Origin of the sequence: Agromyces sp. NPDC127015, assembly GCF_042725165.1 — a bacterium.
Classification (GTDB): domain Bacteria; phylum Actinomycetota; class Actinomycetes; order Actinomycetales; family Microbacteriaceae; genus Agromyces; species Agromyces chromiiresistens.
Genome location: NZ_JBHXDI010000002.1, coordinates 250935 through 274656, shown reverse-complemented (window position 1 = coordinate 274656; position 23722 = coordinate 250935). Strand labels below are relative to the sequence as shown.

Annotated in this window: 11 protein-coding genes; 6 read left to right on the top strand and 5 right to left on the bottom strand. The window is 69.9% G+C overall.

Annotated features, from left to right (window positions below):
- Positions 1–35: 35 nt before the first annotated feature.
- Complete coding sequence (locus ACFWGP_RS07565; protein ID WP_231429874.1) at positions 36–521, bottom strand: GNAT family N-acetyltransferase; 486 nt, start codon at positions 519–521, stop codon at positions 36–38.
- A gap of 17 nt (positions 522–538) precedes the next feature.
- Positions 539–2995 (bottom strand): glycoside hydrolase family 5 protein, encoded by a 2457-nt coding sequence (locus tag ACFWGP_RS07560; protein WP_376930559.1) that lies wholly within the window; start codon positions 2993–2995, stop codon positions 539–541.
- Positions 2996–3425: 430 nt separating this feature from the next.
- Here ACFWGP_RS07560 and ACFWGP_RS07555 point away from each other — a divergent pair, with 430 nt between their 5' ends.
- Together ACFWGP_RS07555 and ACFWGP_RS07550 are read left to right on the top strand one after the other, a co-directional pair.
- The gene (locus tag ACFWGP_RS07555) at positions 3426–4721 is read left to right on the top strand and encodes an ABC transporter substrate-binding protein (protein WP_376930558.1); all 1296 of its coding nucleotides are present in this window, start codon (positions 3426–3428) and stop codon (positions 4719–4721) included.
- Positions 4722–4845: 124 nt separating this feature from the next.
- On the top strand, positions 4846–8661 hold the full coding sequence (locus tag ACFWGP_RS07550; protein ID WP_376930557.1) for a polysaccharide lyase family 8 super-sandwich domain-containing protein: 3816 nt from the start codon (positions 4846–4848) through the stop codon (positions 8659–8661).
- Positions 8662–8842: 181 nt separating this feature from the next.
- On the opposite strand, the gene ACFWGP_RS07545 is transcribed toward ACFWGP_RS07550, so the two are convergent.
- The 3 genes from ACFWGP_RS07545 to ACFWGP_RS07535 all read right to left on the bottom strand — a co-directional run bounded on the left by ACFWGP_RS07545 (position 8843) and on the right by ACFWGP_RS07535 (position 11772).
- Complete coding sequence (locus ACFWGP_RS07545; RefSeq protein ID WP_376930556.1) at positions 8843–9859, bottom strand: glycosidase; 1017 nt, start codon at positions 9857–9859, stop codon at positions 8843–8845.
- A 102-nt stretch (positions 9860–9961) separates the two neighbouring features.
- Entirely contained in the window at positions 9962–10834 is an 873-nt protein-coding gene (locus ACFWGP_RS07540) for a carbohydrate ABC transporter permease (protein WP_231429879.1), read from the bottom strand.
- The gene (locus tag ACFWGP_RS07535) at positions 10831–11772 is read right to left on the bottom strand and encodes a carbohydrate ABC transporter permease (protein WP_376930555.1); all 942 of its coding nucleotides are present in this window, start codon (positions 11770–11772) and stop codon (positions 10831–10833) included. The genes ACFWGP_RS07540 and ACFWGP_RS07535 overlap by 4 nt, the downstream gene beginning before the upstream one ends.
- A gap of 213 nt (positions 11773–11985) precedes the next feature.
- Here ACFWGP_RS07535 and ACFWGP_RS07530 point away from each other — a divergent pair, with 213 nt between their 5' ends.
- From ACFWGP_RS07530 to ACFWGP_RS07515, 4 genes are all read left to right on the top strand, one after another.
- Positions 11986–13098: a LacI family DNA-binding transcriptional regulator gene (locus ACFWGP_RS07530; protein ID WP_231429881.1), complete on the top strand. Its 1113-nt coding sequence runs from the start codon at positions 11986–11988 to the stop codon at positions 13096–13098.
- An 11-nt stretch (positions 13099–13109) separates the two neighbouring features.
- Positions 13110–13892 carry an HAD-IIB family hydrolase gene (locus tag ACFWGP_RS07525; protein WP_376930554.1) on the top strand — a complete coding sequence of 261 codons (783 nt, stop codon included), beginning with the start codon at positions 13110–13112 and terminating at the stop codon, positions 13890–13892.
- 369 nt (positions 13893–14261) lie between these two features.
- On the top strand, positions 14262–15428 hold the full coding sequence (locus tag ACFWGP_RS07520) for an RtcB family protein (protein ID WP_275505315.1): 1167 nt from the start codon (positions 14262–14264) through the stop codon (positions 15426–15428).
- A 331-nt stretch (positions 15429–15759) separates the two neighbouring features.
- Positions 15760–23640, top strand: a complete 7881-nt coding sequence (locus ACFWGP_RS07515) for an SdrD B-like domain-containing protein (RefSeq protein ID WP_376930553.1) — start codon at positions 15760–15762, stop codon at positions 23638–23640.
- The last annotated feature ends 82 nt before the right edge of the window (positions 23641–23722 follow it).

Below are 23722 nucleotides of genomic sequence, written 5' to 3'. Positions count from 1 at the left end.
TGCGGACGGTGGCCACAGGCGTCAGCTCGACGGAGTCATCGCGCGACCCGGAGGTCCTTCGCGAACCAGTGGTCGGCGTACGGGCTGTCGTTGAAGGGCTCGACCTCGGCGTAGCCGAGCTTCGCGTAGAGGGCACGGGCTTCGACGAGGTCGGAACGCGTGTCGAGCCGCACGGTGCGCCGCCCGGTGCGACGGGCCTCGGTCTCGACAGCGCCGACGAGCGTCGCGGCCAGCCCCAGGCCGCGCGCCGCGGGGGCGACGAACACCCGGGTCAGTTCGGCCGTGTCGGCGTCGACCCAGCGCACACCGGCGCAGCCGAGGCATCCCTCGTCGCCCGTTGCGATGAAGAACGCACCGAGGTCGCCGCGCAGGTCGTCGTCGGGATCGCCGGCGAGCTGCTCGTCGATCTCGGCGGCGGTCGCGGCCCGGCCGTAATAGCGCGTGATGATGTCGTCGTAGTAGCGGCGCAGGATCGCGACGGCCGCGGGGCTCAGCGGGTCGACGTGGGCGATCTCGGGCACCGCACCACCCTACGTCGCTACTCGGCCGGCTTCACGTCGAGCGCGTACGCGCCCTCGGCGCAACCGGTGAGCAGCCAGCCGCCGGGCACCTCGTCGACGGCGACGTCGCCGAGGCCGCTCGACTCGACGGCCGGCTCAGCCGACCCGGGGATCCAGACCTGCAGCCCGCACGTCGCCGAGGGGGCCTCGCCGGTGAGCGACATCGTCGCCGCGGCATCCGGCGTGCCCGTGACCCCGGCGCGAAGGCTCGTGAGCACGCCAGGCGCCTGCTGCGGGTAGGCGCGCGACAGGATGCCCAGCAGGTGCTCCTTGCGCGGCGCCTCCTCGCCCGTCGCGCAGACCTCGGAGAGCAGCCCGTTGCCGAGCTCCTGGATGCCGTTCTGGGGGTCGCCGCACGCCTGCTTCCACACCCAGTAGGCGCTGCCGAGCATGCGCGCGTCCTCTTCGGCGGCGTATCGCGAGAGGTGCGCCGCGGTCGACTCATCGTCGCCCCAGTACCCGTACTCGCCCGACCACATCGGCATGCCGAGCTCGTCGGCCACGCGCTGGCCGAGCTCGAACTGGCGCTCGGTGCTGACGATCGTGGGGAGTCCGAGCGAGGCATCCATGGTGATCGACTCGGCGTAGAGGTGCGGCGAGAACGCGACGTTGAGGTCGTCGGTGAAGCCGCGCGCGGGACCCGAGTCGAAGCCGAGCCCCGACCACAGGATGCTGGGCTCGACGAAGACGATCTGCGGCGCGCCCGCCTCCCGGATCGCCGCGATCGCCTTCGCCGAGTATTCGCCGTTCTTCTTCGAGGTCGTGACGGGCGCGGTCTCGCCGAAGCCGGGCTCGTTGAGCAGGTCGAAGCCCGCGACGGCCTTCTCGTCGGCGAACTCGCCGGCGAGCTCGCCCCACGTGCGGGCGAGCGCCGTCTGGATGCCGTCGGTGTCGAACCAGAAGTGCTCGAACGCCCGGTCGCCCGCGGGCGAGATGTCGCGGCCCGTGAACGAGCAGCGCGGGGCGCCGTCCCAGTGGGTCGCCCACTCGGGTGCGCCGTCGTAGCCCCACATCGGGTCGGTGCCGGGCCGGCACACGGTGCCCTCGGCGGTCGGCAGGTTCGACCAGCCGTCCTGGTGCATGTCGAGCACGGTGCGGATGCCGTGCTTCTCGCCCCACGCGACCGCCTGCTTCACGGTCGCGAGGTAGTCGGGGTCGAGCTCGCCGCGCGTCGGCTCGAGTGCCGACCACGAGAGGCCGAGCCGCACGACGTTGAACCCGTACGTCGCCATGTCGGCGAAGTCCTGCTCGGTGAGCTCGCGGGTCGCAGGCACCTCGGGGCGCGCCTGGTAGAAGTCGACGAGCTGGTTGACGTTGACGCCGCGCAGCAGCACCTGGTGGCCTTCGCCGTCGGTGAAGCGCCCGTCTTCGACGCGCAGGAACCCGGCGGGCACGGATGCCTCGTTCGCGACGGTCGCGACCGCGGGCGCCGCCGGGGCGAGCAGCGAGGCGGTGACCGCGGTCACGGCGACGACGGCCACGCCGATGCCGACGCCCGCGGCGATGCGTGCCGGCGAGGCATCTCGTCGCTCGTTCAGTTCGCCCGCCGTCGGGTCTGCCGCGCTGCGTGCCGCTCGCCGCGCCATGACGCGGTCGGCGACGAGTGCGACGACGGCCGCGATCCAGCCGGTGCAGGCGGCGAAGGCGAGCCCGTCGGCGACGTGGATGTAGGCCGCCATGAGCGGCCAGAGGTCGCCGCGGAACCCGTCGTCGACGACGAGGCCGACGATCGACTGCGCGAGGCCGAAGACGCCGCCCGCGACGAGCACGCCGAGCCAGGTGCCGAGGAACCCGGGCACGCGTCGGCGCATCCACCGGATGCCGAGCCACGCCGCACCGATGAGCAGCAGCACGGCGACGACCATCGCGATCGGGCCGTCGTCGGGCCTCGGCGTCGGGATGCCGGGCGCGTACGTCGCTCCCGTCCACCAGGAGCCCGCGAGCAGCGGCGCCACGGCGCCGGCCGCGATCGCCGCCGGCCAGACCGTCAACGCGTCGGCCGATGGGGCGCGAAGCGCCGTATCGAGGCCACGGCGCCGCGCCACCACCCGCTCGACGACGCGCACGACCCCCGCCACGATCAGCGCCGTGGGCACCGCCTTCGCGGTCACGAAGCCGCCGGCCCACGCCGACAGCGCGACATCCCCGGTCATCGCCAGGCACGCCGCGAACTGCGCGAGCAGTGCGGCGAGCACGACGCCCGCGGTCAGCGTCCAGAAGCGGTCGCCCGCGCGCACCGCCGCCCACCAGACGACGGCGAGCATGACCGGCACGAACACGACGTAGCGGGCGACGGGCCACCACAGGTCGAACCGCGGCGTGCCGCCGGGCCAGCCGACGAGGGCGAGCAGGCCGGTGGGGTCGATCACGGCCTGAACGACCAGCAGCAGGGATGTCGCGGCGACGGTGACGATCGGACGGCGCAACGCGCGCATGGCACTCCATCGTGTCGTGGGTTCGGGTGCAGCCATCCTCCGTGCTCGACACGAGCGGGTCAATAGCCGAGTGGGACAAGTGACCCAGTTGTGATCTTCCGGTGGAGGCCGTGACCGGTCGAATGCCTCGACGATGGGCGGCAGCGAGGCGCCTCGTTCGGCCTCAGAACGAGAGTTTAGGTGAGTTTAGCTGGAGTGGTAGCGCCCAAAGTCACCGTTATCCGCCATGAATTCGCACGACTTGGCGGCGAGATGATCCAGGAAATGAGACCGGTTGACTTTGCCGACCAAAACCGGTTTACTATCCGTGTTCAATCCCTTACCCGGAGGATGCGAGCACCTCGCGCACGTGTGGGCGAGTGGCAGGGGAAGGGCCCCAGCACAGCAGGAAGAGCGCGCGAGCGCCTTCCAGACGAAGGAGTTCCTCGCAATGAAGCGTTTAGCAGCCACCGTTGCCCTGGCGGCCCTCGCCGTGCCGCTCGCGGCATGCGCGTCGTCGGGCGCGCCCGACAGCACCGAACTGACATCCGGCCCGATCAGCATCTGGTACTCGACGAACGAACAGGAGATCGCGTGGGCGGAGGCGGTGGTCGACGCATGGAACGCCGATCACCCCGACGAGCAGGTGACGGCCGAGGCCATTCCCTCCGGCAAGTCCTCGGAGGACGCCATCGGAGCCGCGATCACCGCCGGCAACACGCCCTGCCTGGTCTACAACACGGCGCCCGCCGCCGTGCCCGCCTTCCAGAAGCAGGGCGGCCTGGTGAACATCTCTCAGACCTTCGAGGACGGCGAGTCCTTCATCACCGAGCGGTCGGGCGAGGCTGCCGACGGATTCCGCTCTCCCGACGGCGACCTCTACCAGGTGCCGTGGAAGGCGAACCCGTTCATGCTCTACTACAACAAGGACGTCTTCGAGGCGGCCGGACTCGACCCCGAGAACCCCGATCTCGCGACCTACGACGACGTCCTGGCCGCCGCGGAGGCGATCAAGAAGAGCGGCGCGGCCGACTTCGTCCTGTATCCGCCGGCCTCCAGCGACTACACGAACGCGCTGTTCGACTTCTACCCGTTCTTCCTCGCCAACTCGGGCGGCACCCAGCTGGTCACCGATGGCAAGGCATCCTTCGCGAGCGAGGAGGGGCTCGAGACGCTCGAGTTCTGGAAGGCCCTCTACGCCGAGGGCTACTCCTCGGCGGAGCCGTACAGCGGGGACGCGTGGGCCGGTCCGTTCGCGGACGGCGTCGCAGCTCTCGGCATCGCCGGCCCGTGGGGTGCCGGAGCGTTCGACGGCAAGGTGGACTACGGCATCGTGCCGCTGCCGACCGCCGACGGCACGCCGGCGGCCGACACCTACACCTTCGGCGACTCGAAGAACGTCGGCCTGTACACCTCCTGCGAGAACAAGCAGACCGCGTGGGACTTCGCGAAGTTCTCGATGGATGCCGACAACGACCTGGCACTGCTCGAGACCACCGGGCAGTTCCCGATCCGCGGCGACGTCGATGAGATCGCCGGCGAGTTCCTCGCGACGAGCCCGGTGCTCTCGACGTTCGCAGAGTCCGTGCCGCTCACGGTCGACGTGCCGAACATCGCGAACGCCACGGAGATCTGGCAGACCTTCCGCGACGCCTGGGGGCAGGCGGTGCAGGCGGGCGACGGCGACCTCGAGGAGACCTTCAAGACCGCGGCCGACGAAGTCGACACCTTGATCTCGCAGGGCTGACGCCCTCCCCGGGGTGCGTGGCTGCGCTCCGCACCCCGGGACCCGTACCACCCCACGATCGAGCGCCGGCCGGCTGCGTCCGCGCGCTCATCAGCATCCGGCAGAACGGCAAAGGAGCCCCGCCATGCGACGCTTCACCACATCGATCGCCATCACGGTCGCCGCCGTGATCGGCGCCACCGGACTCGTCGCGGCGCCGGCCGCCGCGGCCGACGACGACGTCGCGACGGTCGTGTCGCGCCTCGAGGAGTACTACCTCGAACAGGGCGACGAGATCATCATCGCCAACGGCATCTACCTGGCGCGCACCTCCGAGGCGATGGACTACGTCGCGTCCCAGAACGAGGACGGTTCGTGGTCGGATGTCGACTACGCCGACCGGACGAGCTCGGCCAACGGTTCGGTCTGGTCCCCGTACATCGCGCTCTACCGCATGCTCGCGATGACGCAGGCGTACCGCGATCCGCAGGCCGAGGGCCATGGAGACCGGCGGCTCGTCGACGCCGTCGGGCGCGCGCTGCTGCAGTGGGATCGCGTCGACCCCGGCAACCAGAACTGGTGGGAGACCGAGATCGGCGAGTCGATCGCGATGGGCCGGATCTCGATGTTCCTCGGCGACGAGCTCGACGACGCGGCCTTCGACGTGAGCCTCGAGCACAACACGGGCAAGCTCGATCCCGTCGGGGCAAACGGCGCCTGGCGCACCTCGAACTACCTCTTCGAGGCGCTCGCCACCCATGACCTCGAGAAGGTCGCAGAAGGTTTCTCGACCATCGTGGCGACGATCGCCGTCGACCACTCGGGCACGGTGAAGGAGGCGGTCCAGCCCGACGGGAGCTTCTGGGCGCACGGCGCGCAGCTGTACAGCGAGGGCTACGGCATGGTGCTCTTCACCTACGCGGCGCTCTGGGCCGACGTGGCGCGCGGGACCTCGCTCGCCTTCTCCCGTGACCAGCTGGACTCGATCGCGTTCTACATCATCAACGGCACCCGCTGGCTCATCCGCGGCGAGATCGGGATGCTGTACCTCAACTACCGGCCGCCGAAGACGATCCAAGGCGTCACCAGCCATGCGTCCGAGTTCATCGAGCCGCTGCAGCGGATGGCGCGCACCGATGCCCTCTACTCGACCGAGTACGCGGCCCTGCTCGACGGCATCACCGGCGAGACCCGCACCAACGGCGTCACCGGCGACAAGTACTTCTGGCGTTCGGAGTTCAGCTCGCACCTCAGGGCGGACTACGGCATCTTCACCCGCCTGAACTCGTCGCGCACCTTCGGTGCCGAGTTGCGGACCGGCTATCGCGATGAACTCGGGAACCCCGTGTACTGGAACGCCATGGGCTCGACCGCGATCCAGGTGAACAACCGGGAGTACCTCGACCTCGGTCCGACGTTCGACTGGTGGCACTACCCGGGAGTGACCGCACCCGACGAGAAGCGCACCGAGCGCGGCTTCGAGAACCGTGGACGCAACGGCGACGGGGCGAGCTTCACGGGCGGCGTCTCGAACGGTGAGTTCGGCGCGAGCGTGCTCACGCTCGACACCGCCGGAACGAACGCGCAGAAGAGCTACTTCACCTTCGACGACGAGCTGGTCGCCCTGGGCGCCGGCATCCGTTCGACGAGTGCCGCGCCGGTGCACACGACCCTGAACCAGGCGGTCGCCAAGGCGAACGCCACGGTCGGCGGGAAGGCGGTCGACCCGGGCACCGAGGCCGTGAGCGTCTCGGGTGCGAAGTGGGCGTACAACGACGAGGTCGGGTACGTCTTCGCCGCCGACCAGGACGTGAAGGTGTCGAACACGACGCAGAGCGGGAGCTGGGAGGGCGAGGACCCGGTCAGTCGCGACGCGTTCACGCTGTTCGTCGACCACGGCACCAAGCCGACCGCCGCGACCTACGACTACACGGTGCTGCCCGCCGCCGAGCCGGGCGAGGTCGAGGCGTACGCCGAGCGGCCCGCCGTGCGGACGCTGCGCAACGACACCGAGGTGCAGGCGGTGCGGCACGACGAGCTGCGCCTGACGATGGCCGCCTTCTACCGCGCCGGCTCCGTCGAGCTCGGAGACGGCCGCACCCTGACCGTCGACCAGCCGAGCGTCGTCATGCTCGACGAACGCGGCAAGACGCCCGTGGTGAGCATCGCCAACCCCGACCGCCCCGGACTCACGGTCGCACTCACCATCACCGGGAAGGGCAAGGACTGGAGCGGTGTCTTCGGCCTCGGCTCCGGCGAGAACACGGGCAAGACGGTGACCGCGGCACTCGACAAGGGCCGGCTGAGCCCCACCTCCGATTTCACGGCCAGCAGCACCGCACCCGGCCGTCGCGTCGCCTCACTCGGCGACGACGACCCGAGCACGGTCTGGGCCTCGCGCAGGGAGGACCTGACCTGGGTCGACAGCCGGCTCGAGCGCGGCTCCTGGGTCACCGGGGTCACGATCGACTGGGCCGACGCGTTCGCGAGCGACTTCCTGATCCAGACGTCGCAGGACGGCGTCTCGTGGACGGATCGCACGCATGTCACCGACGGCACGGGCGGCGTCACCGACGTGGCCGTCGAACCGACGCCGGCGACGCACGTTCGCGTGCTGATGCTCGACGGCGAGGGCGGAACGTTCGCGATCCGTGACCTGCAGGTCGACCGCGGCGTCAACCTCGCCATCGACCGTGCGACGCGGGCATCGGGCTACTCGGGCTACAACCTCGTGTACACGCTGGCCGACGGCGATCCGACCACGCGCTGGCGGGGCAACAACTCCGACACCGCATGGGCGCAGGTCGACCTCGGCAGTTCTCAGGCCGTCGGCGCGGTCCGGCTCAGGTGGGAGGCCGCCTACGCGAAGTCGTACAGGATCCAGCTGTCCGACGACGGCGCCACGTGGCGCGACGCGTACACGACGCCCGGCGCGGGCAGTGACGGCGGCGTCGACGTGATCGCGCTCGACGGCGAGACCGCGCGCTACGTCCGGATGCAGACCGTGAAGCGGGCCCTCAACTACGGGCCGTCGCTCTGGGAGTTCGAGATCTTCGCCGATCGAGCCGTCGTCGACGCCCCGAGCGTGCCGGGCGGCCCTGAGAACCTCGCCCTGAACCGACCCGCCACCGCCGACAGCGTCTACAACGACAACCCGACGATCGTCGCCTCCAAGGCGACCGACGGATCGCTCGGGACGAAGTGGTCGTCGGCTCGGCAGCGCGCCGAGCACTGGCTGCAGGTCGATCTCGGCAGCTCCCGGTCCGTGACCCGGGCGGTCGTCAACTGGGAGGCGGGCACCTCGAACGACTACCGCGTCGAGGGTTCGGCCGATGGCGTCGAGTGGGCCGAGCTCGCGCGGGTGACGTCGGTGCAGCCCTCGCTGAAGCACGTCCACGACTTCGGTCCCGCCGATGTCCGCTACGTCCGCGTGGCCGGGCTGCCGGCCACGCAGTACGGGCTCAACATCTGGGAGCTCGAACTCTACGGCGGCTACACGTTCGACTGCGCAGAGGCGCTCGTCGCCGAACGCGACGGCACGGCCGTGCTCGCCGGTGTGGTGTCGCCGGTCGATCAGCAGGACGCCTTCACCGCCGAACCGATGGATGCCTCGGTCGTGACGATCTCCGAGACGCCGCGCCTCGGCGATGACGGCCGGGTCGAGGTCGGCATCGAGACGCACGAGCCGGGCGCCACCCGGGTACTGCTTCGTCACTCGGGTGGCGACGAGCTGGCGTGGTGCGACGTGACCGTCACGGCCGACCGGGCGGCCCTCGTCGAGCAGGTCGACGCCGCCGACGCGCTCGACAGCCGCGAGTACACCGCGCCGACCTGGGCGACGATGGTGCGCGCACTCGAAGCGGCGAAGGCGATCCTCGCCGCGACCTCCTCGACGCAGGCGCAGGTCGACCGCGCCACGGCCGATCTCGAAGCCGCAGTCGGCGGCCTCGACGGGCGATGAGGCGGTGACGCGGCCCCCGACCGCCCCGTGAACGACGGACCCCGATCCAGGTGCTGGATCGGGGTCTCGTCGTGCCGGATCCCGTATGACCGCGGACGAGGGCTCGGGAGCGACGGGCCCGCCGAACGACGCAGCGCCCGGGACTCGAGTCCCGGGCGCTGCATCCTGCGGGTTTCGCCGCTCACTCCAGGCGGGTCAGCTCCGCGACGCCGATCGACGAGTCCGCCATTCCGTAGAAGACGAAGCGGCGGTCGCCGATCTGCTCGATCGCGGTGGGGAAGACGACGTTGCCGAGCGTGCCGTGCAGCTCCTCAGAGGTCTCCGGTTCGAGCAGCGGTTCGGCGGAACGGGCGATGACGCACCGTGGGTCCGCAGCGTCGAGCAGCATGGCGCCGGCCGAGTACCGCGATCCATGGGCGAGCTCGAAGCCCTTGGGCGTCGCCCCCGACACCCCGTGGTGCAGCAGCAGCCAGCCCTCGGGTACGCGCAGCGGAGAAGGGCCGGCACCGATCTTCGCGGTCTCGTACGCCATCTCGGGAGCGGCGATCATCGACGAGCCGAGCACCCGGGTGAGCGCCGCGGGGTCGCGCTGCACGGCTTCGAGGTCGACGTAGCCGATCCAGATCGAGGGGCGGTCGTCGTCGATGCCCGCGGGCGTGCGTGCACCCTCACCCGGACGAAGCCAGTCGAGGTCCCACATCGGTCGGTGCAGCAGTGCGAGGCTCTGACGTCCGTCGGGCGCCGTGACGAGCTCGGGGAAGAACACGATGTCCTTGTTCGGGAAGAGATTGAGATCCGTCTCGAGCTCGGGCTGGTACTCGAAGTGGATCGGCCCGAGCCGTCGCCACTCGATCGTGTCGCTGGAGACCGCCAGCGCGGGCTTCGGCCCGAGCGGACCATAGGCGATGTACGTCATCACGTGCAGGCCGATGGGCTCCAGGAACGTGATCCTCGGGTCCTCGACCCCGGCGTTCCGCCGGCCGTGCTCCCACCGCTCATCCGGTGAGAGCACGATGCCGAGCCGCTCGACGCCGACGGGGACCCCGTCGACGATCGTGACCCGGGCTCGGGCGATGCGTGAGACGTTGCCGGCGGCGACGACGCGCGGGTAGAGGTAGAGCTCGCCGTCGGCGCCCCAGGCCGTGCCCGGGTTGAGTACGCCCTCTGCCTCGAGCGGGTCGCCCGGGTCCGCGGACATGATCGTTCCGAGGCGACGGAGTGCGTAGGGGACTGCGGTCGTTCGTGTCTGGTCGTGGAGTCGGGTCATTACCTTGCCTTGGAGGGTGTCGGAGTCGTCGGCTCAGCCCTTGATGGCGGAGCCGAGGTTCGCAGAGGTGAAGTTCCGCTGGAACAGGAGGAAGAGCACGACGACCGGCACCGCGAGCACGCAGGCACCGGCGAGCACGGCGCCCATGGGGTTGTCGAGGAACGCTCCGTTGGTCTGTGAGAAGTTCGCCAGGCTGACGGCGAGGGTCTGCTTCGAGGCATCCTTGGTCACCAGGAACGGCCAGAGGAACTCGTTCCAGGGGCCGATGAAGGTCACGAGCATCGCCGTGAGCACGGCCGGACGCACGAGCGGCACCGCGATGGAGACCAGGATGCGCAGCTCGCTCGCGCCGTCGATCCGCGCCGCGTCGAAGACGTCGCGGGGGATCTGCAGGAAGTACTGCCGGAAGATCAGCACCGCGACGGAGTTGATCGCGAACGGCAGGATCATGCCGATGAAGCTGTCGGCGAGGCCGAAGTACCGCACGACCATGACATACAGCGGGATCATGAGGAGCTGGAACGGGATCGTCTGCACGAGGAGCACGAGCGCGAACACGACCCCTCGACCGCGGAACGAGAGCACCGCGAGGGCGTATCCGACGAGCAGCCCGAACACGAGGGTGCAGCCGACGACCCCGATCGTGAAGATGAGCGAGTTCATGAGCGACCCGACGAGATCGACCGACTCGTTGATCTCGATGAAGTTGTTCAGCGTGAGGTTGCCGGGCAGGGGCAGCAGCCCCAGCGGGCTCGTGTCGCGCTCGCGCTGCAGCGCGCCGATCACCATGTAGTAGAACGGCACGAGGGCGAGGAGCGCGCCGACGAGCAGCAGCGCGAAGCGGAGCACTCCGACCACGCGGCCTCGGTGGGCGGGGCGCTCGGCTCTCGGGGTCGATGCGGTCATCGGTCCTTGCCCTCCGTGATGCGTCGTGAGATGAGCGAGACGATCAGCACGGCGATGACGAGGATCATCCCGATCGCGGCGGCGATGTCGGGCTTCCCCTGCTGGATGCCCAGCTGGTACATGAGCAGCGCGGGCGTCATGGATGCGCCGTTGGGACCGCCGCCCGTGAGGAGGTAGGGCTCGGTGAAGATCTGCGCGGTGGTGATGATCGACAGCAGTACGACGAGCGAGGTCACGGGGCGAACCGCAGGCAGCGTCACCGAGCGGAAGCGCTGCCATCGTCCGGCGCCGTCGAGCTGCGCCGCCTCGTGCAGCTCGCTCGGCACGTTCTGGAGCGCGGCGAGGTAGAGGAGGATGTAGAAGCCGAGGTTCTTCCAGGTGACGTACAGCGCGATGAGCGGCATGATCAGCGTCGGATTCGCGAGCCACGAGGGTTCGGGAGCGAGCGGGCCGAGCAGCGAGTTCACGACGCCGTTGCTGTTGAACAGGAAGATCCAGACGGCGAGCGTCGCGACCGATGCCGTGATGTACGGGACGTAGTACGAGATGCGGAAGAACCCGCGCCACTGCACCGCGGCATCCAGCCCTGAGGCGAGCAGCAGGCCGAGGACCACGGTGAGCGGCACGTTGATGACGAGGAAGATCAGCAGGTTGCCGAACGCCTGCTGCACCGCGGGATCGTTGATGACCGTCGCGAAGTTGTCGAACCCGACGAACGGATGCGGGACTTCGACGCCGGGAGCCGTGAAGTAGAAGTCGTGGAACGACATCCAGACCCCGAACCCGAACGGGATCAGGAAGACCACGATCACGAAGATCGCGTACGGCGCGCTCAGCAGGATGCCGAGGGGATTCTCGCCGAGCCAGCGGCGGAGGGCACCGCCGCTGCGGCGAGGGTGGGCGCTGCCCGGATGATGCGCTGGCGCGGCACTGCCCATCGCGATGCTCCTCACTTCGGTACGACCGATGGTCGGCGACCTCTGCGAGGAGTCCGGCCATCGGTGACGAGTCCCTAGTAAACCGGTTTTGGTGACATCGGTCAACTCTCCCGGGCAGCGCGGTTCGGATCTCTGCGTTTCGCCGGTATATCTGGGCGATTCCGTGATCCAGGGTGAGCTAAAACTCGCTAAACACCCGCTATGCTTCGGAGCATGGACGTCACACCCACCGACGAGGGGAGCCCGAGCGGCTCGGCCGCTTCCGGCATCAGGAACGGGCAGCGGGATCGCAAGGTCACGATCGGCGACGTGGCCGCGCGGGCGGGCGTGTCGAAGAGTGCGGTCTCCTTCGTGTTCAACGGGCGCCCGGGGGTGGGAGACACCGCGAGGGAGCGGATCCTGGAGGCGGCCAGGGAGCTGGACTGGCGGCCGGACGCCAGGGCGCGTGCGCTCTCCAGGAGCCGCGCTCAGGCGCTCGGCCTCGTCATCCGGCGCGAACCCGAGCTGCTGAGCACCGACCCGTTCTTCCCGCAGTTCGTCGCCGGCGTCGAGAGCACGCTCTCGACCGTGGGCTACGCCCTCGTGCTGCAAGTGGTGGAGAGCGAGCAGGCGGAGCGCGACGCCTACTCGAGGTTCGCCCACGAGGCGCGCGTCGACGGCGTGTTCCTCACCGATCTCCGCATCGAGGACGGGCGCCCCGCCGCGCTCGAGGCGCTGGGCATGCCGTGCGTGCAGCTCGGCTCGGCCGAGGACGACCCCTCGCTGATCGGACTCGACGACGCCGCCGGGGTCCGACGCGCAGTGCGTCACCTCCACGCCCTGGGTCACCAGCGGATCGCGCACGTCGCGGGGTCCGACCGCTACGTGCATTCGCGCGTGCGCCGTCAGGCGTGGGCCGACGAGATGACGCTCCTGGGGCTCGAGCCCGGACCGGTCGTCGTCGGCGACTTCACCGGAGCGTCGGGCGCGCGCGCGACCCACGAGCTCCTCGACCATCCGCAGTCGCCGACGGCGATCATCTACGCCAACGACATCATGGCGATCGCCGGCGTCTCCGCCGCGATCGATCGCGGTGTGCGGGTGCCCCGTGACCTGTCCATCGTCGGGTTCGACGACATCCCGCTCGCGCCGTACGTCATCCCACCGCTGACGACGGTGCGTCAGGACGTGTTCCAATGGGGCAGTGCCTGCGCTCGGACGCTGGTCGCGATCGTCGAGGGTGAGGCGCCGGCGCCGGTCGAACTGCCGCCCGTGGAGTTCGTGGTCCGCGGGAGCACGGCTCCGCCGCGGAACCGCGCCGACCAGACGCCCGGCGTCGACGATTGAGGAGACGCCCGATGCCGACCCCGCGCCTCGTCGCCTTCGACCTGGACGACACGCTCGCGCCCTCGAAGACGGCGATCGAGCCCTCGATCGGCGAGCTCCTGCTCGAGCTCGCCGACCGCGTCGAGGTCGCGATCATCTCCGGCGGGCAACTCGGCCAGTTCAGGTCGCAGGTGATCGACCGGCTCCCCGACGCCGGGGCTGAGCGGCTCTCGCACTTCCACCTCCTGCCCGCCTGCGGCACCCAGTACTACCGCGTCGGCATCGAGGGGGTCGCCGAGGTCTACCTGCATCCCCTCACCGACGACCAGAAGTCGCGTGCGCTCGCCGTCGTCGAGGCCGAAGCGCGCCGGCTCGGGTTGTGGGAGACACGCACCTGGGGCGACATCCTGGAGGACCGGGGTTCGCAGATCACGTTCTCCGCGCTCGGGCAGCGGGCCCCCGTCGCTGCGAAGTCGGCGTGGGACCCGACCGGTGAGAAGAAGGACGCCCTGCGCAGCGCCGCCGCAGCCCTGCTGCCCGACCTCGAGGTGCGTTCGGGAGGTTCGACCTCCGTCGACATCACCGACCGCGGCATCGACAAGGCCTACGGCATGACCCGGCTCGCCGAGCAGACCGGAATCCCGCTCGGCGACATGCTCTTCGTCGGCGACCGGCTCGACGAGCAGGGCAATGACTACCCGGTGCTCGCCATGGGCGTCGAATGTCATGCGGTGAACGGCTGGGAGGACACGGTCGCCTACCTCGAGGTGCTCGTTCCGACGCTGCCGATGCGCACCGTCGCCGTCGCGCGGTGATGCCATGGCGTCGACCCGGTGTTGACCCCTGCCCCGAAACCCCGCTAGTGTGCCAAGGCCGCGCCGACCGCGCGGCATCCCCGGAATCTGGAATGGAGGCGGCCATGAGCGTGCATCTGCAGCGCACGAACAAGCCGGCCTTCGTCGAGCCCGCGAACCAGCCCGCCCAGCGCGGGTTCACCCGTGTACTCGACCAGCTTCTCGACCAGGCACCCTGACGCCCGCGACCACTCGCGAATCCGTCACCCCGTGCCGCTCGAGGCCCGGGGTGTTTCTCTGTCTGCGCGCGACGAGACCCTCGGGCCCGAGGAACTCGAAGTCGGCCCCGCAACGCGGAGCCGACGCAATTCAACCAGACAGGAAAGGACCATGGAGAAGATCTCCGATCGGCTCGTCTCGTGGGCGAGCCTGCTCGACGAGCTGACCGTCGAGCAGGCCCGCGTCTCATCGACGATGCCGTTCATCTACCCGCACCTCGCGCTCATGCCCGACGCGCACCTCGGCCTCGGGGCCACGGTGGGCTCGGTCATCCCGACGCTCGGTGCGATCATCCCCGCGGCCGTCGGCGTCGACATCGGCTGCGGCATGATCGCGGTGCAGACGCAGTTCGAGGCATCCGACCTGCCCGAGGGCCGCAGGGAAGTGCGGGAGCAGATCGAGCGCGCGATCCCGCTCTCGGCCGGCAAGTACAACCGCAAGATCGTCGCGACCGCCGAGCCGCGCGTCGCCGAGCTCGAGGCCCTCGCCGAGGCGAAGGGCTTCGACCCGGCCCGGTACGCGGGCAACTGGCGCGAGCAGCTCGGCACGCTCGGCAGCGGCAACCACTTCATCGAGGTGTCGCTCGACGAGGCCGACCGGGTGTGGCTGTTCCTGCACTCGGGCAGCCGGGGCGTGGGCAACAAGATCGCGCAGCACCACATCAAGATCGCGCAGCGGCTCGCGAAGCAGTGGTGGATCGAGCTGCCGAACCCCGACCTGGCCTACCTCGTCGAGGGCTCGCCCGAGTTCACGCGGTACATCGCCGAGCTCAGGTGGGCGCAGCACTTCGCGCTGCTCAACCGTGAGGAGATGATGGACCGGGTCATCCGGCAGGTCTCCGAGTGGGTGGGCACCCCGGTGGAGGAGCGGCAGCGCATCAACTGCCACCACAACTTCACCGAGAGCGAGGAGCACTTCGGCAAGCGGGTGTGGGTGTCGCGGAAGGGCGCCATCCAAGCCGACGTCGGTCGGCCGGGGCTCATCCCGGGCTCGATGGGCACCGCCTCGTACGTCGTCGAGGGGCTCGGCGACACGATGTCGCTGAACTCGTCGCCGCACGGCGCCGGCCGGGAGTACTCGCGGTCGAAGGCCCGCAAGACGTTCACGCACGAGCAGCTGCGTGAGGCGATGGTGGGCATCGAGTTCCGCGACACCGACGCGTTCATCGACGAGATTCCGCAGGCGTACAAGCCGATCGACCGGGTGATGGCCGACGCGGCCCCGCTCGTGAAGGTGCGGCACACGCTGCGGCAGATCGTGAACGTCAAGGGCGACTGAGGGTTCAGCGGGTTGAGGGGGCGCGACGCGCCGCCTCGATACCCGCGACGGATGCCTCGGCCGCGGCCCGCGCACAGGGGGAACGTGCGCGGGCCGCGGTGGGGCTCGCCCACGGCGGGGAGTGGCTCCCGTCCAGGGCCCCTCGCCGGGGGTCGTGCCGGTCTTTCACCTAGACCGCGTGATGTCGCGAGCGGCGTCCACCGGCAGGATCGGCGAACGAGCGCCCGGTGCTTCCCGCGAAGCCCGTGCGAAGGTTCGGAGGGGGATCCGAACGTCATCTCGGAGGGGGTTCCGAATGTCATCGGTCGACACGCGGCGCACGAAGCGGTGGGTGGCTTCCTGGCCTCGCCCGGTCGTGGTGCTCATCACGTCCGTCAGCCTGCTGGCGATGGTGCTGGTCGCACCGCAGCCGGCGTTCGCGGGCCCGGGCAGCCTCGTGGGCGGGCTGGCGTGGGCGGACGTGAATCGCGACGGCGTGCGAACCCCCGACGAGGCCGTGAAACCGGGGGTCGCCGTCGAGCTGCTGTCGTCGCCGACCGGCCCCGTGGTCAGCACGACGACCACCGGCGCGAACGGCAGGTACAGTTTCGCGAACGTCGCCGACGGGAGCTACTACGTGCGGGCGACCGCGCCGGGGCCGTTCGTCTTTCCCGCCACCGCGCAGGGGCAGAACGTGTTCACCCGTGCGGGCGTGCCGGCGGTGGGCAGTCCCGAGCGCGGCATCACCGGTCCGATCACGATCGCGGGCGCGACGCAGGCGACCAATCTGGACGCGGGGCTGCAGCCGCTGGCGACCCTGCAGACCGAACGGCTGCAGATTCCGAACTCCTGCGAGACGTACGCGACGACCGGCACGCCCCCGTGGGACGCCACGGACGGCCCCGGACTGGACACGGGACCCGGCAACTGCATCGTGCGCGTCGGCGACACGGTGCTGCAGAACTACTCGGTGTCGCTGACGGGCCTCCCCACCGGGGTCAGCGTGCCGAACGTCGTCATCGAGATGACGATCGACCCGGTCTCGAACCCCGACGACCCGAGCGATGTCGCGGACTCCCGGCTCCAGCTGGCCGGCCCCGGCACCAACGGGCTGCCTGCGGGATGCCTCGCGGCGGTGAACGGGGCGAACCCGCCGTCGTCGGCGACGACGAACGCGAACGGCTCGATCACCGTGGTCTGCAACCTGGGGTCGATGTCGTCGAACGTCGGCACGGTGCAGCTCGCGTACCGGTTCGCCGACGACACGCCGATCCCGGGCTTCGCGTCGGTCACGGCGTCCGCCTATGCGGGGCAGGATGACGCGGCGCCGTCGAACACGGTCTCGGGCCCTGTCGTCCAGGTGACCGGCACGGCGCAGTGGGAGGCGAAGAAGTTCCTGCAGAACGGGCCGATCCGGGCCACGCGCACCGTCAACGGCGTCGCCACCCCCGGGTTCGACCACTACTACTGGATCGATCTCATCAACGTCATGGGTGCGATCGGTGGATCCGACCTGCAGTGGCCGATCTCGTTCACCGACCGGATGACGAAGTTCCCGAACGCCGTGCTCTTCAGCTGCTCGCCGAGGATTCCGGGCAACGACGTCGCGGTATCCGACTGGAGCGTCACCTGCCCGCTCAACCAGGCGGCCGGGACGACCGGATGGAACATGACGGCGTCGAAGCCGTCGACCTCGCGGCAGGAGAACACCCGCATCCTCGTCGGCGTGTTCGTACCCACCGCCGACGCATACCGGTCTGTCGACCCCGACTGGCAGCCGGGCGACACGCCGCCGGCGGGAACGGTCTCGTGGGAGAACCAGATCCGGGACACCAACGGCTGGCACATGATCGGCGGACAGCTCAACGATCCTCCGGGCAGTGTCGGGCCGGGGTACGAGCCCGGCTGGGACGGCACGACCGCGAGCGGCGACAACGTCGTGGCGCGCCAGTTCAACATCACCGAGCCCCGGTGGGACCTGTCGAAGACCAACACGGGGAATCCGTCGTTCCAGGAACGGGACCTCGACAACAACCCCGCCACCCCCGCGGTGCCCGGCTTCAACGTGGCGTACCAGTTCACGGTCAGCGAGTCCAACGGCAACATCCTCAGCAGCAACATCGACCGGATCGCGTTCAAGGACGTGATGCCGCAGTACCCGGGTGCCGTGCTCACGGGCTGCCTGGGCCACTCCGGAAACTTCAACACGGGCACGCCGACATGCGAGACCGGGGTGCAGCCCGCGGACGGCTGGGACATGAGTTTCACGCCGAACGCGAACGGCAACAACACCAAGACCAACACGTGGCAGGCGTTCTTCTTCGTCCCGACCCCGACCATCCCCGATCCGTGCCGTGCGAACGTGAACGACACCATCTCGGTGCGCAACGAGGCGACCGACACCGACGGCTGGACGGCCGGCGGCTGGCTCATCAACAACACCGGACTCGAGCCCGGGTGGGACGGCACGACCGCGACCGGCAACAACGTCGTCACCCGCACGTTCAACGTGCGCAGCACCGTCAGCGACTGCGGCACCCTGCGCGGCGACAAGCAGTACGAATCGCTCGCCGGCGGGTTGACCGCTTGGAACCAGTTCTCGCTCGGCGACGTCGTGAACTCGCACGTCTGGACGACGGCGAGCACCAACCGCATCTCGCTGACCGACCCGACGGTGTGCGACGTGTTCGACGTGTCGGTGTGGCGCGTGTCGGGCAACCCGCTCACCCCGGTCACCGGCGCCGACCCGAACCCGCACCTGCAGGCGAACCCGACCAACCCGAACTTCGATCGCAACGACTACGTCATCGAGTACGCGGTCGGCACCAATGACGTCGATACGCAGACCGGGGTCGGCAACGGGCTCGACAACACGGCGAACGTGACCGATGCCCGGGCCTGTCGTGACTACCCGGGCCCCTGGACCACCGACCCCGCCGCCACCTTCGGAGCCGACTGGCGCGACGAGGTCAACATGGTGCGGGCCAGGCCGGTGAACGCCGGCCATGTCGAGGTCGGCCCCTTCACCCTCGGGCTGTACCTGCCGCTGCAGTCGCGCTGGCAGTACAACGGCGGGCCCAACGCGGGAGAGGACATCCCGCAGGGGGTGCTGCTGAACAACACGGGTGCATGGCCGCAGATCGAGGCGAACGGGTCACTCGCGTGGCGTGACGTCTCGCGGCAGCTCACCGCGAACCTGCCGCTCAGCGGTCGCAAGTCGTACGCGACCGAGGCGGGCAACCAGTGGGCCGACAACGCGACGGTCGCCGCGGGAACGAAGGTGCAGTCGATCGTCGAACTCGGCGCCGACCGCGTCCTCCTCGGCGCCACGACCGGTCCGCCCAACGGCGTGCAGGCGCCGGGTGCGCCCGACACCCTCGGATTCCCGGTCGACAATCCCACGGTGTGCGACGCGTTCGACGTGTCGGTGTTCCAGCTCGATCGCCTCGGGTGGTCGACCTCGTCGGGCATCACCCAGAGCGACTACGTGATCGAGTACGCCGTCGGGTCGAACGCGGTCGACACGCAGGCCGGCCCCGCATCGGGCGGGCTGTACCCGGTCGACCGGACGTCGCTCGTGGCTGACGCGACGGACTGTCGCGAGTACGACGGCCCCTGGGTGACCGACCCGGCGCAGTTCGGGTCCGACTGGCGCAACAAGGTGAACATGGTGCGCATGCGCCCCATCGACACCGACTACGTCCAGCACGCCGCGTTCGCCCTCACGCTGCGCACCATGCTCAAGGCGCGCGGCGTGTACAACGGCGGGCCCGATGCCGGCAAGCCGCTGCTCACCGGCGTCCGGCTCTCGAACGTCGGCGGCTGGTCGGCGGGTCCCCGCGGTGACCAGTGGGCCACGATGCAGAAGGAGGTCCGCTACCAGGGCATGCAGCTCATCGTCGCGAAGTCGGTCGGCCAGGCGACCTACCTGCCCGGGCAGGACGCGATCTGGAACCTCAGCGTGGGTCTCAACAACGCCGAGGTCGGCGCGGTGATGGAGAACATCCGTCTCGTCGACACCGTTCCGCTGGGGCTCACGTACAACTCGACGTGCACCCGATCCCGGCTTCCGGCGGGCGTCACCGTGAGCTACAACGCGGCGACCCGCGAGGTCACGTTCATCCTCGGCGATGTCACGGCCACGGCCGCCAACTACTGGATCCGCACGGGGGCGACCGCGCTGCAGTTGTGCGCCACGCTCGAGACGGTGGCGCAGCCCGGCGACACATATGTGAACCAGGTGCGGGCGCTGGCGGACAACTCCGAGAACTCCCCGACGGCGACCGCGACCACCACGGCGACCGGGTCGGGCCAGCTGGGGCTCGTGAAGAACGTCGACAAGGCGCTCGTGGCGAACGGCGAGACCTACACCTGGTCGCTGGACTGGGCGAACACCTCGACGGTCATCTCCTTCCTGCCGACCGATCTCATCGACGTGCTGCCCTGGAACGGCGACGCCGATCCGGCCGCCGGCTCGGCGCGCGGCCAGTACGCGTCCGACTACCAGGGCCTCTCGCAGCTGACGGACCCGCTCGCCGCGCCGACCTATGTCCGCGGCGGCACGGGCAACGTGCCCGGCACCTGGTACTACTCGACCGCCAACCCGTCGACCATCAACCACGACCCGCGCAACCCCGCGAACGCCGACCCCGCGGCACCGGGCGGGCTGTGGCAGACCGCGGCCGAGATCGCCGACATCGGCGATGTGACCGCAGTGCGTTTCGTCTCGAGCACCGCACTCGGCACCGGCACGCGCGTACGCGCGCTGATTCCCATGGTGTCGACGAGCAACGAGCTCGACAACGTCTACGTGAACCGCGCCGAGATCTACTCGGGCACGTTCCCGAACCAGCCGCTGCTGTCGAACGAGCCGTACGTCGTCATGCCCGGATTCACGGTCGGCGACCTCGTGTGGCTCGACGAGAACGGCGACGGGCGCTTCGACGACGGCGAGCAGGGCATTCCCGGCGTGACGGTGCAGGTCCTCGACGCCGACGGCGAGATCGTCTCGACCGAGGTCACCGACGCGACGGGCCGCTGGGTCTCCGAGGCCGTCCCGGCCGGCACGTACACGGTGCACATCCCGGCTTCGATGTTCGCTCCGGGCGGCCCACTCGCCGGCACCGTCGTGCGCACGGCCGGGTCGAGCGCCGCCAACGCCGTGAACGAGCGCGGCGACAACAACAACACCGCCGCCGCCGATCCCGCAGCCACGGGCCTCAGCAGCTCGCCGGTCACGCTCTCGTACGTGCGTGACACCCGCGGGTTCCTGACCGGTGCGAACGGGGCGCTCGGCGACGACGTCGCGGGTCTCACCAACCCCCTCATCCCCGACGAGTTCAGCAACTTCACGATCGATCTGGCTGTGATGCCCGAGCCCGAGGTCGATATCGAGAAGTCGACGAACGGGCAGGATGCCGATCAGCCGACGGGGCCGAACGTGGCGGTGGGCGGTGTGGTGCGGTGGACCTATGTGGTGACGAACACGGGCGGGGTGGATCTTGCGGACGTGACCGTCACCGATGACCGGGTGGATGCCGCGGCGATCGACTGCGGCGGCACCGGCTCGAACATCGTCGTCGGGCCGCTTGCGCCCGGTGGGTCGTTCACGTGCGTCGCTGAGGGCACCGCGACCGAGGGGCAGTACGAGAACCTGGGTTCCGTCACCGCCTTGGACCCCACCAGTACCCCGGTCGCCGACGATGACCCGTCGCACTACTTCGGTGCGACGCCGGCGGTCGACATCGAGAAGTCGACCAATGGTGAGGACGCCGACGAGCCGACGGGGCCGCTCGTGACGGTCGGCGGCGAGGTGCGCTGGACGTACGTGGTCACGAACACGGGCAACGTGCCGTTGACGGACGTCACGGTCGTCGACGACCAGGTCGACGCGGCCGACATCGACTGCGACGGCACCGGTTCGAACGTCGTGCCCGGTCCGCTGGGCCCTGACGAGAGGTTCACCTGTGTCGCGTCGGGTGAGGCGAGCCCCGGGCAGTACGCGAACCTCGGCACGGTGACGGGCACCGGCCCGGAGACGACTGATGTCGACGGCAACGCGGTGGCCGGGCCGACCGTCACCGATGAGGACCCGTCGCACTACTTCGGCGTCGAGCCCGCGGTCGACATCGAGAAGGCGACCAACGGCCAGGACGCGGACGAGGTCACCGGCCCGGTCGTGGCCGCAGGCGGCGAGGTGCGCTGGACGTATGTGGTCACCAACACCGGCAACGTGCCGCTGACGGACGTCACGGTCGTCGATGACCAGGTGGACGCGGCCGACATCGACTGCGACGGCACGGGTGGCAACGTCGTTGCCGGGCCGCTCGCACCGGGCGCGTCGTTCACGTGCGTAGCGACGGGCGAGGCGACCCCGGGGCAGTACGAGAACCTCGGCACCGTGACCGGTATCGGCCCGGAGACGACCGATGTCGACGGTGAGACCGTCGCCGGCGAGGAGGTGACCGACGAGGACCCGTCGCACTACTTCGGCGTCGCCCCCGCGGTCGACATCGAGAAGGCCACCAACGGTCAGGACGCGGACGAGGCCACCGGCCCGAACGTGACCGTCGGGGGCGGGGTGCGGTGGACCTACGTCGTCACGAACACCGGCAACGTGCCGCTGACGGACGTGACGGTGACCGACGACCTGGTGGATGCCTCGGGCATCGATTGCGACGGCACCGGGAGCAACATCATCGCCGGTCCGGTGGCTCCCGGTGACACGTTCACGTGCGTCGCGAACGGCACGGCGACCGTGGGGCAGTACGAGAACCTCGGCACCGTGACCGGTATCGGCCCGGAGACGACCGACGTCGACGGCGAGCCCGTCGCGGGCGAGACCGTGACCGACGACGACCCGTCGCACTACTTCGGCGTCGAGCCCGCCATCGACATCGAGAAGGCGACGAACGGCCAGGACGCCGACGAGCCCACCGGTCCCATCGTGAACCGGTTCGGCGAGGTGCGCTGGACCTACGTCGTCACCAACACGGGCAACGTCGTGCTGACCGACGTGACGGTGACCGACGACCTGGTCGACGCCGACGACATCACCTGCGAGGGCGGCGACGGCAACGTCGTCGCCGAGCTCGAGCCGGGCGAGTCCGTCGAGTGCACGGCGACCGGCACGGCCGTCGTCGGGCAGTACGCGAACCTCGGCTCGGTGACAGGGATCGGTCCGGCGACCACGGATGTCGACGGCGAGACCGTCGCGGGGGAGACCGTCACCGACGACGACCCGTCGCACTACTTCGGCGTCGAGCCCGCGGTCGACATCGAGAAGGCGACGAACGGCCAGGATGCCGACGAGTCGCCCGGCCCGCTCGTCGCCGCGGGCGGCGACGTGCGCTGGACGTACGTGGTCACCAACACCGGCACGAGCGACCTCACCCAAGTCACCGTGACCGACGACCAGGTCGACGCCGCCGACATCGACTGCGACGGCACCGGTGGCAACGTCGTCGACGGGCCGCTCGCACCGGGCGCGTCGTTCACGTGCGTCGCGACGGGTGAGGCGACGCCGGGGCAGTACGAGAACCTCGGCACCGTGACGGGCATCGGCCCGGAGACGACCGATGTCGACGGTGAGACCGTCGCCGGTGAGGAGGTGACCGACGAGGACCCGTCGCACTACTTCGGCGTCGCCCCGGCCGTCGACATCGAGAAGGCCACCAACGGCGAGGACGCGGACGAGCCGACCGGCCCGAGCATCACCGTCGGCGGCGATGTGGAGTGGACGTACGTCGTCACCAATACCGGCAACGTGCCGCTCACCGACGTGGCGGTGACCGATGACCTGGTGGATGCCTCGGGCATCGACTGCGACGGCACCGGGAGCAACGTCGTCGCCGGGCCGCTCGAGCCGGGTGCGTCGTTCACGTGCGTCGCCACCGGCACCGCCGTCATCGGCCAGTACGCGAACCTCGGCACCGTGGTCGGCACCGGCCCGGAGACCACTGACGTCGACGGCGGCCCGGTGGCCGGTGCGGTCGTGACCGATGAGGACTGGTCGCACTACCTCGGCACGGTCACGTCGACTCCCCGGCCCGGCGACCCCCCGACTGGGAACCCGCCGTCGGGCGAGAACCCGCCGCCGGCCACGAGCGACGACGACCCGCTCGCCAGCACGGGCTTCGCGATCGGCGTGCCGATCGCCCTCGGAGCCGTGCTCCTCGGCGGTGGCCTCCTGTTCGTCCTGATCGCCCGGCGCCGCAGGTCGTCATCTCGATGAGTTGAGGACGCGCGGAGCGCCGTCCGGAAACGCGCGACCGCGCCGGTCGAGGAGCGACGAAGGAGCGTATCGAGGCCCGCCC

Coding starts and splice junctions, on each gene's coding strand:
- ACFWGP_RS07550 (WP_376930557.1), top strand. CDS start 4,846: ATGCGACGCTTCACCACATCGATCGCCATCACGGTCGCCGCCGTGATC.
- ACFWGP_RS07520 (WP_275505315.1), top strand. CDS start 14,262: ATGGAGAAGATCTCCGATCGGCTCGTCTCGTGGGCGAGCCTGCTCGAC.
- ACFWGP_RS07535 (WP_376930555.1), bottom strand. CDS start 11,772: ATGGGCAGTGCCGCGCCAGCGCATCATCCGGGCAGCGCCCACCCTCGC.
- ACFWGP_RS07540 (WP_231429879.1), bottom strand. CDS start 10,834: ATGACCGCATCGACCCCGAGAGCCGAGCGCCCCGCCCACCGAGGCCGC.
- ACFWGP_RS07530 (WP_231429881.1), top strand. CDS start 11,986: ATGGACGTCACACCCACCGACGAGGGGAGCCCGAGCGGCTCGGCCGCT.
- ACFWGP_RS07555 (WP_376930558.1), top strand. CDS start 3,426: ATGAAGCGTTTAGCAGCCACCGTTGCCCTGGCGGCCCTCGCCGTGCCG.
- ACFWGP_RS07525 (WP_376930554.1), top strand. CDS start 13,110: ATGCCGACCCCGCGCCTCGTCGCCTTCGACCTGGACGACACGCTCGCG.
- ACFWGP_RS07545 (WP_376930556.1), bottom strand. CDS start 9,859: ATGTCCGCGGACCCGGGCGACCCGCTCGAGGCAGAGGGCGTACTCAAC.
- ACFWGP_RS07560 (WP_376930559.1), bottom strand. CDS start 2,995: ATGCGCGCGTTGCGCCGTCCGATCGTCACCGTCGCCGCGACATCCCTG.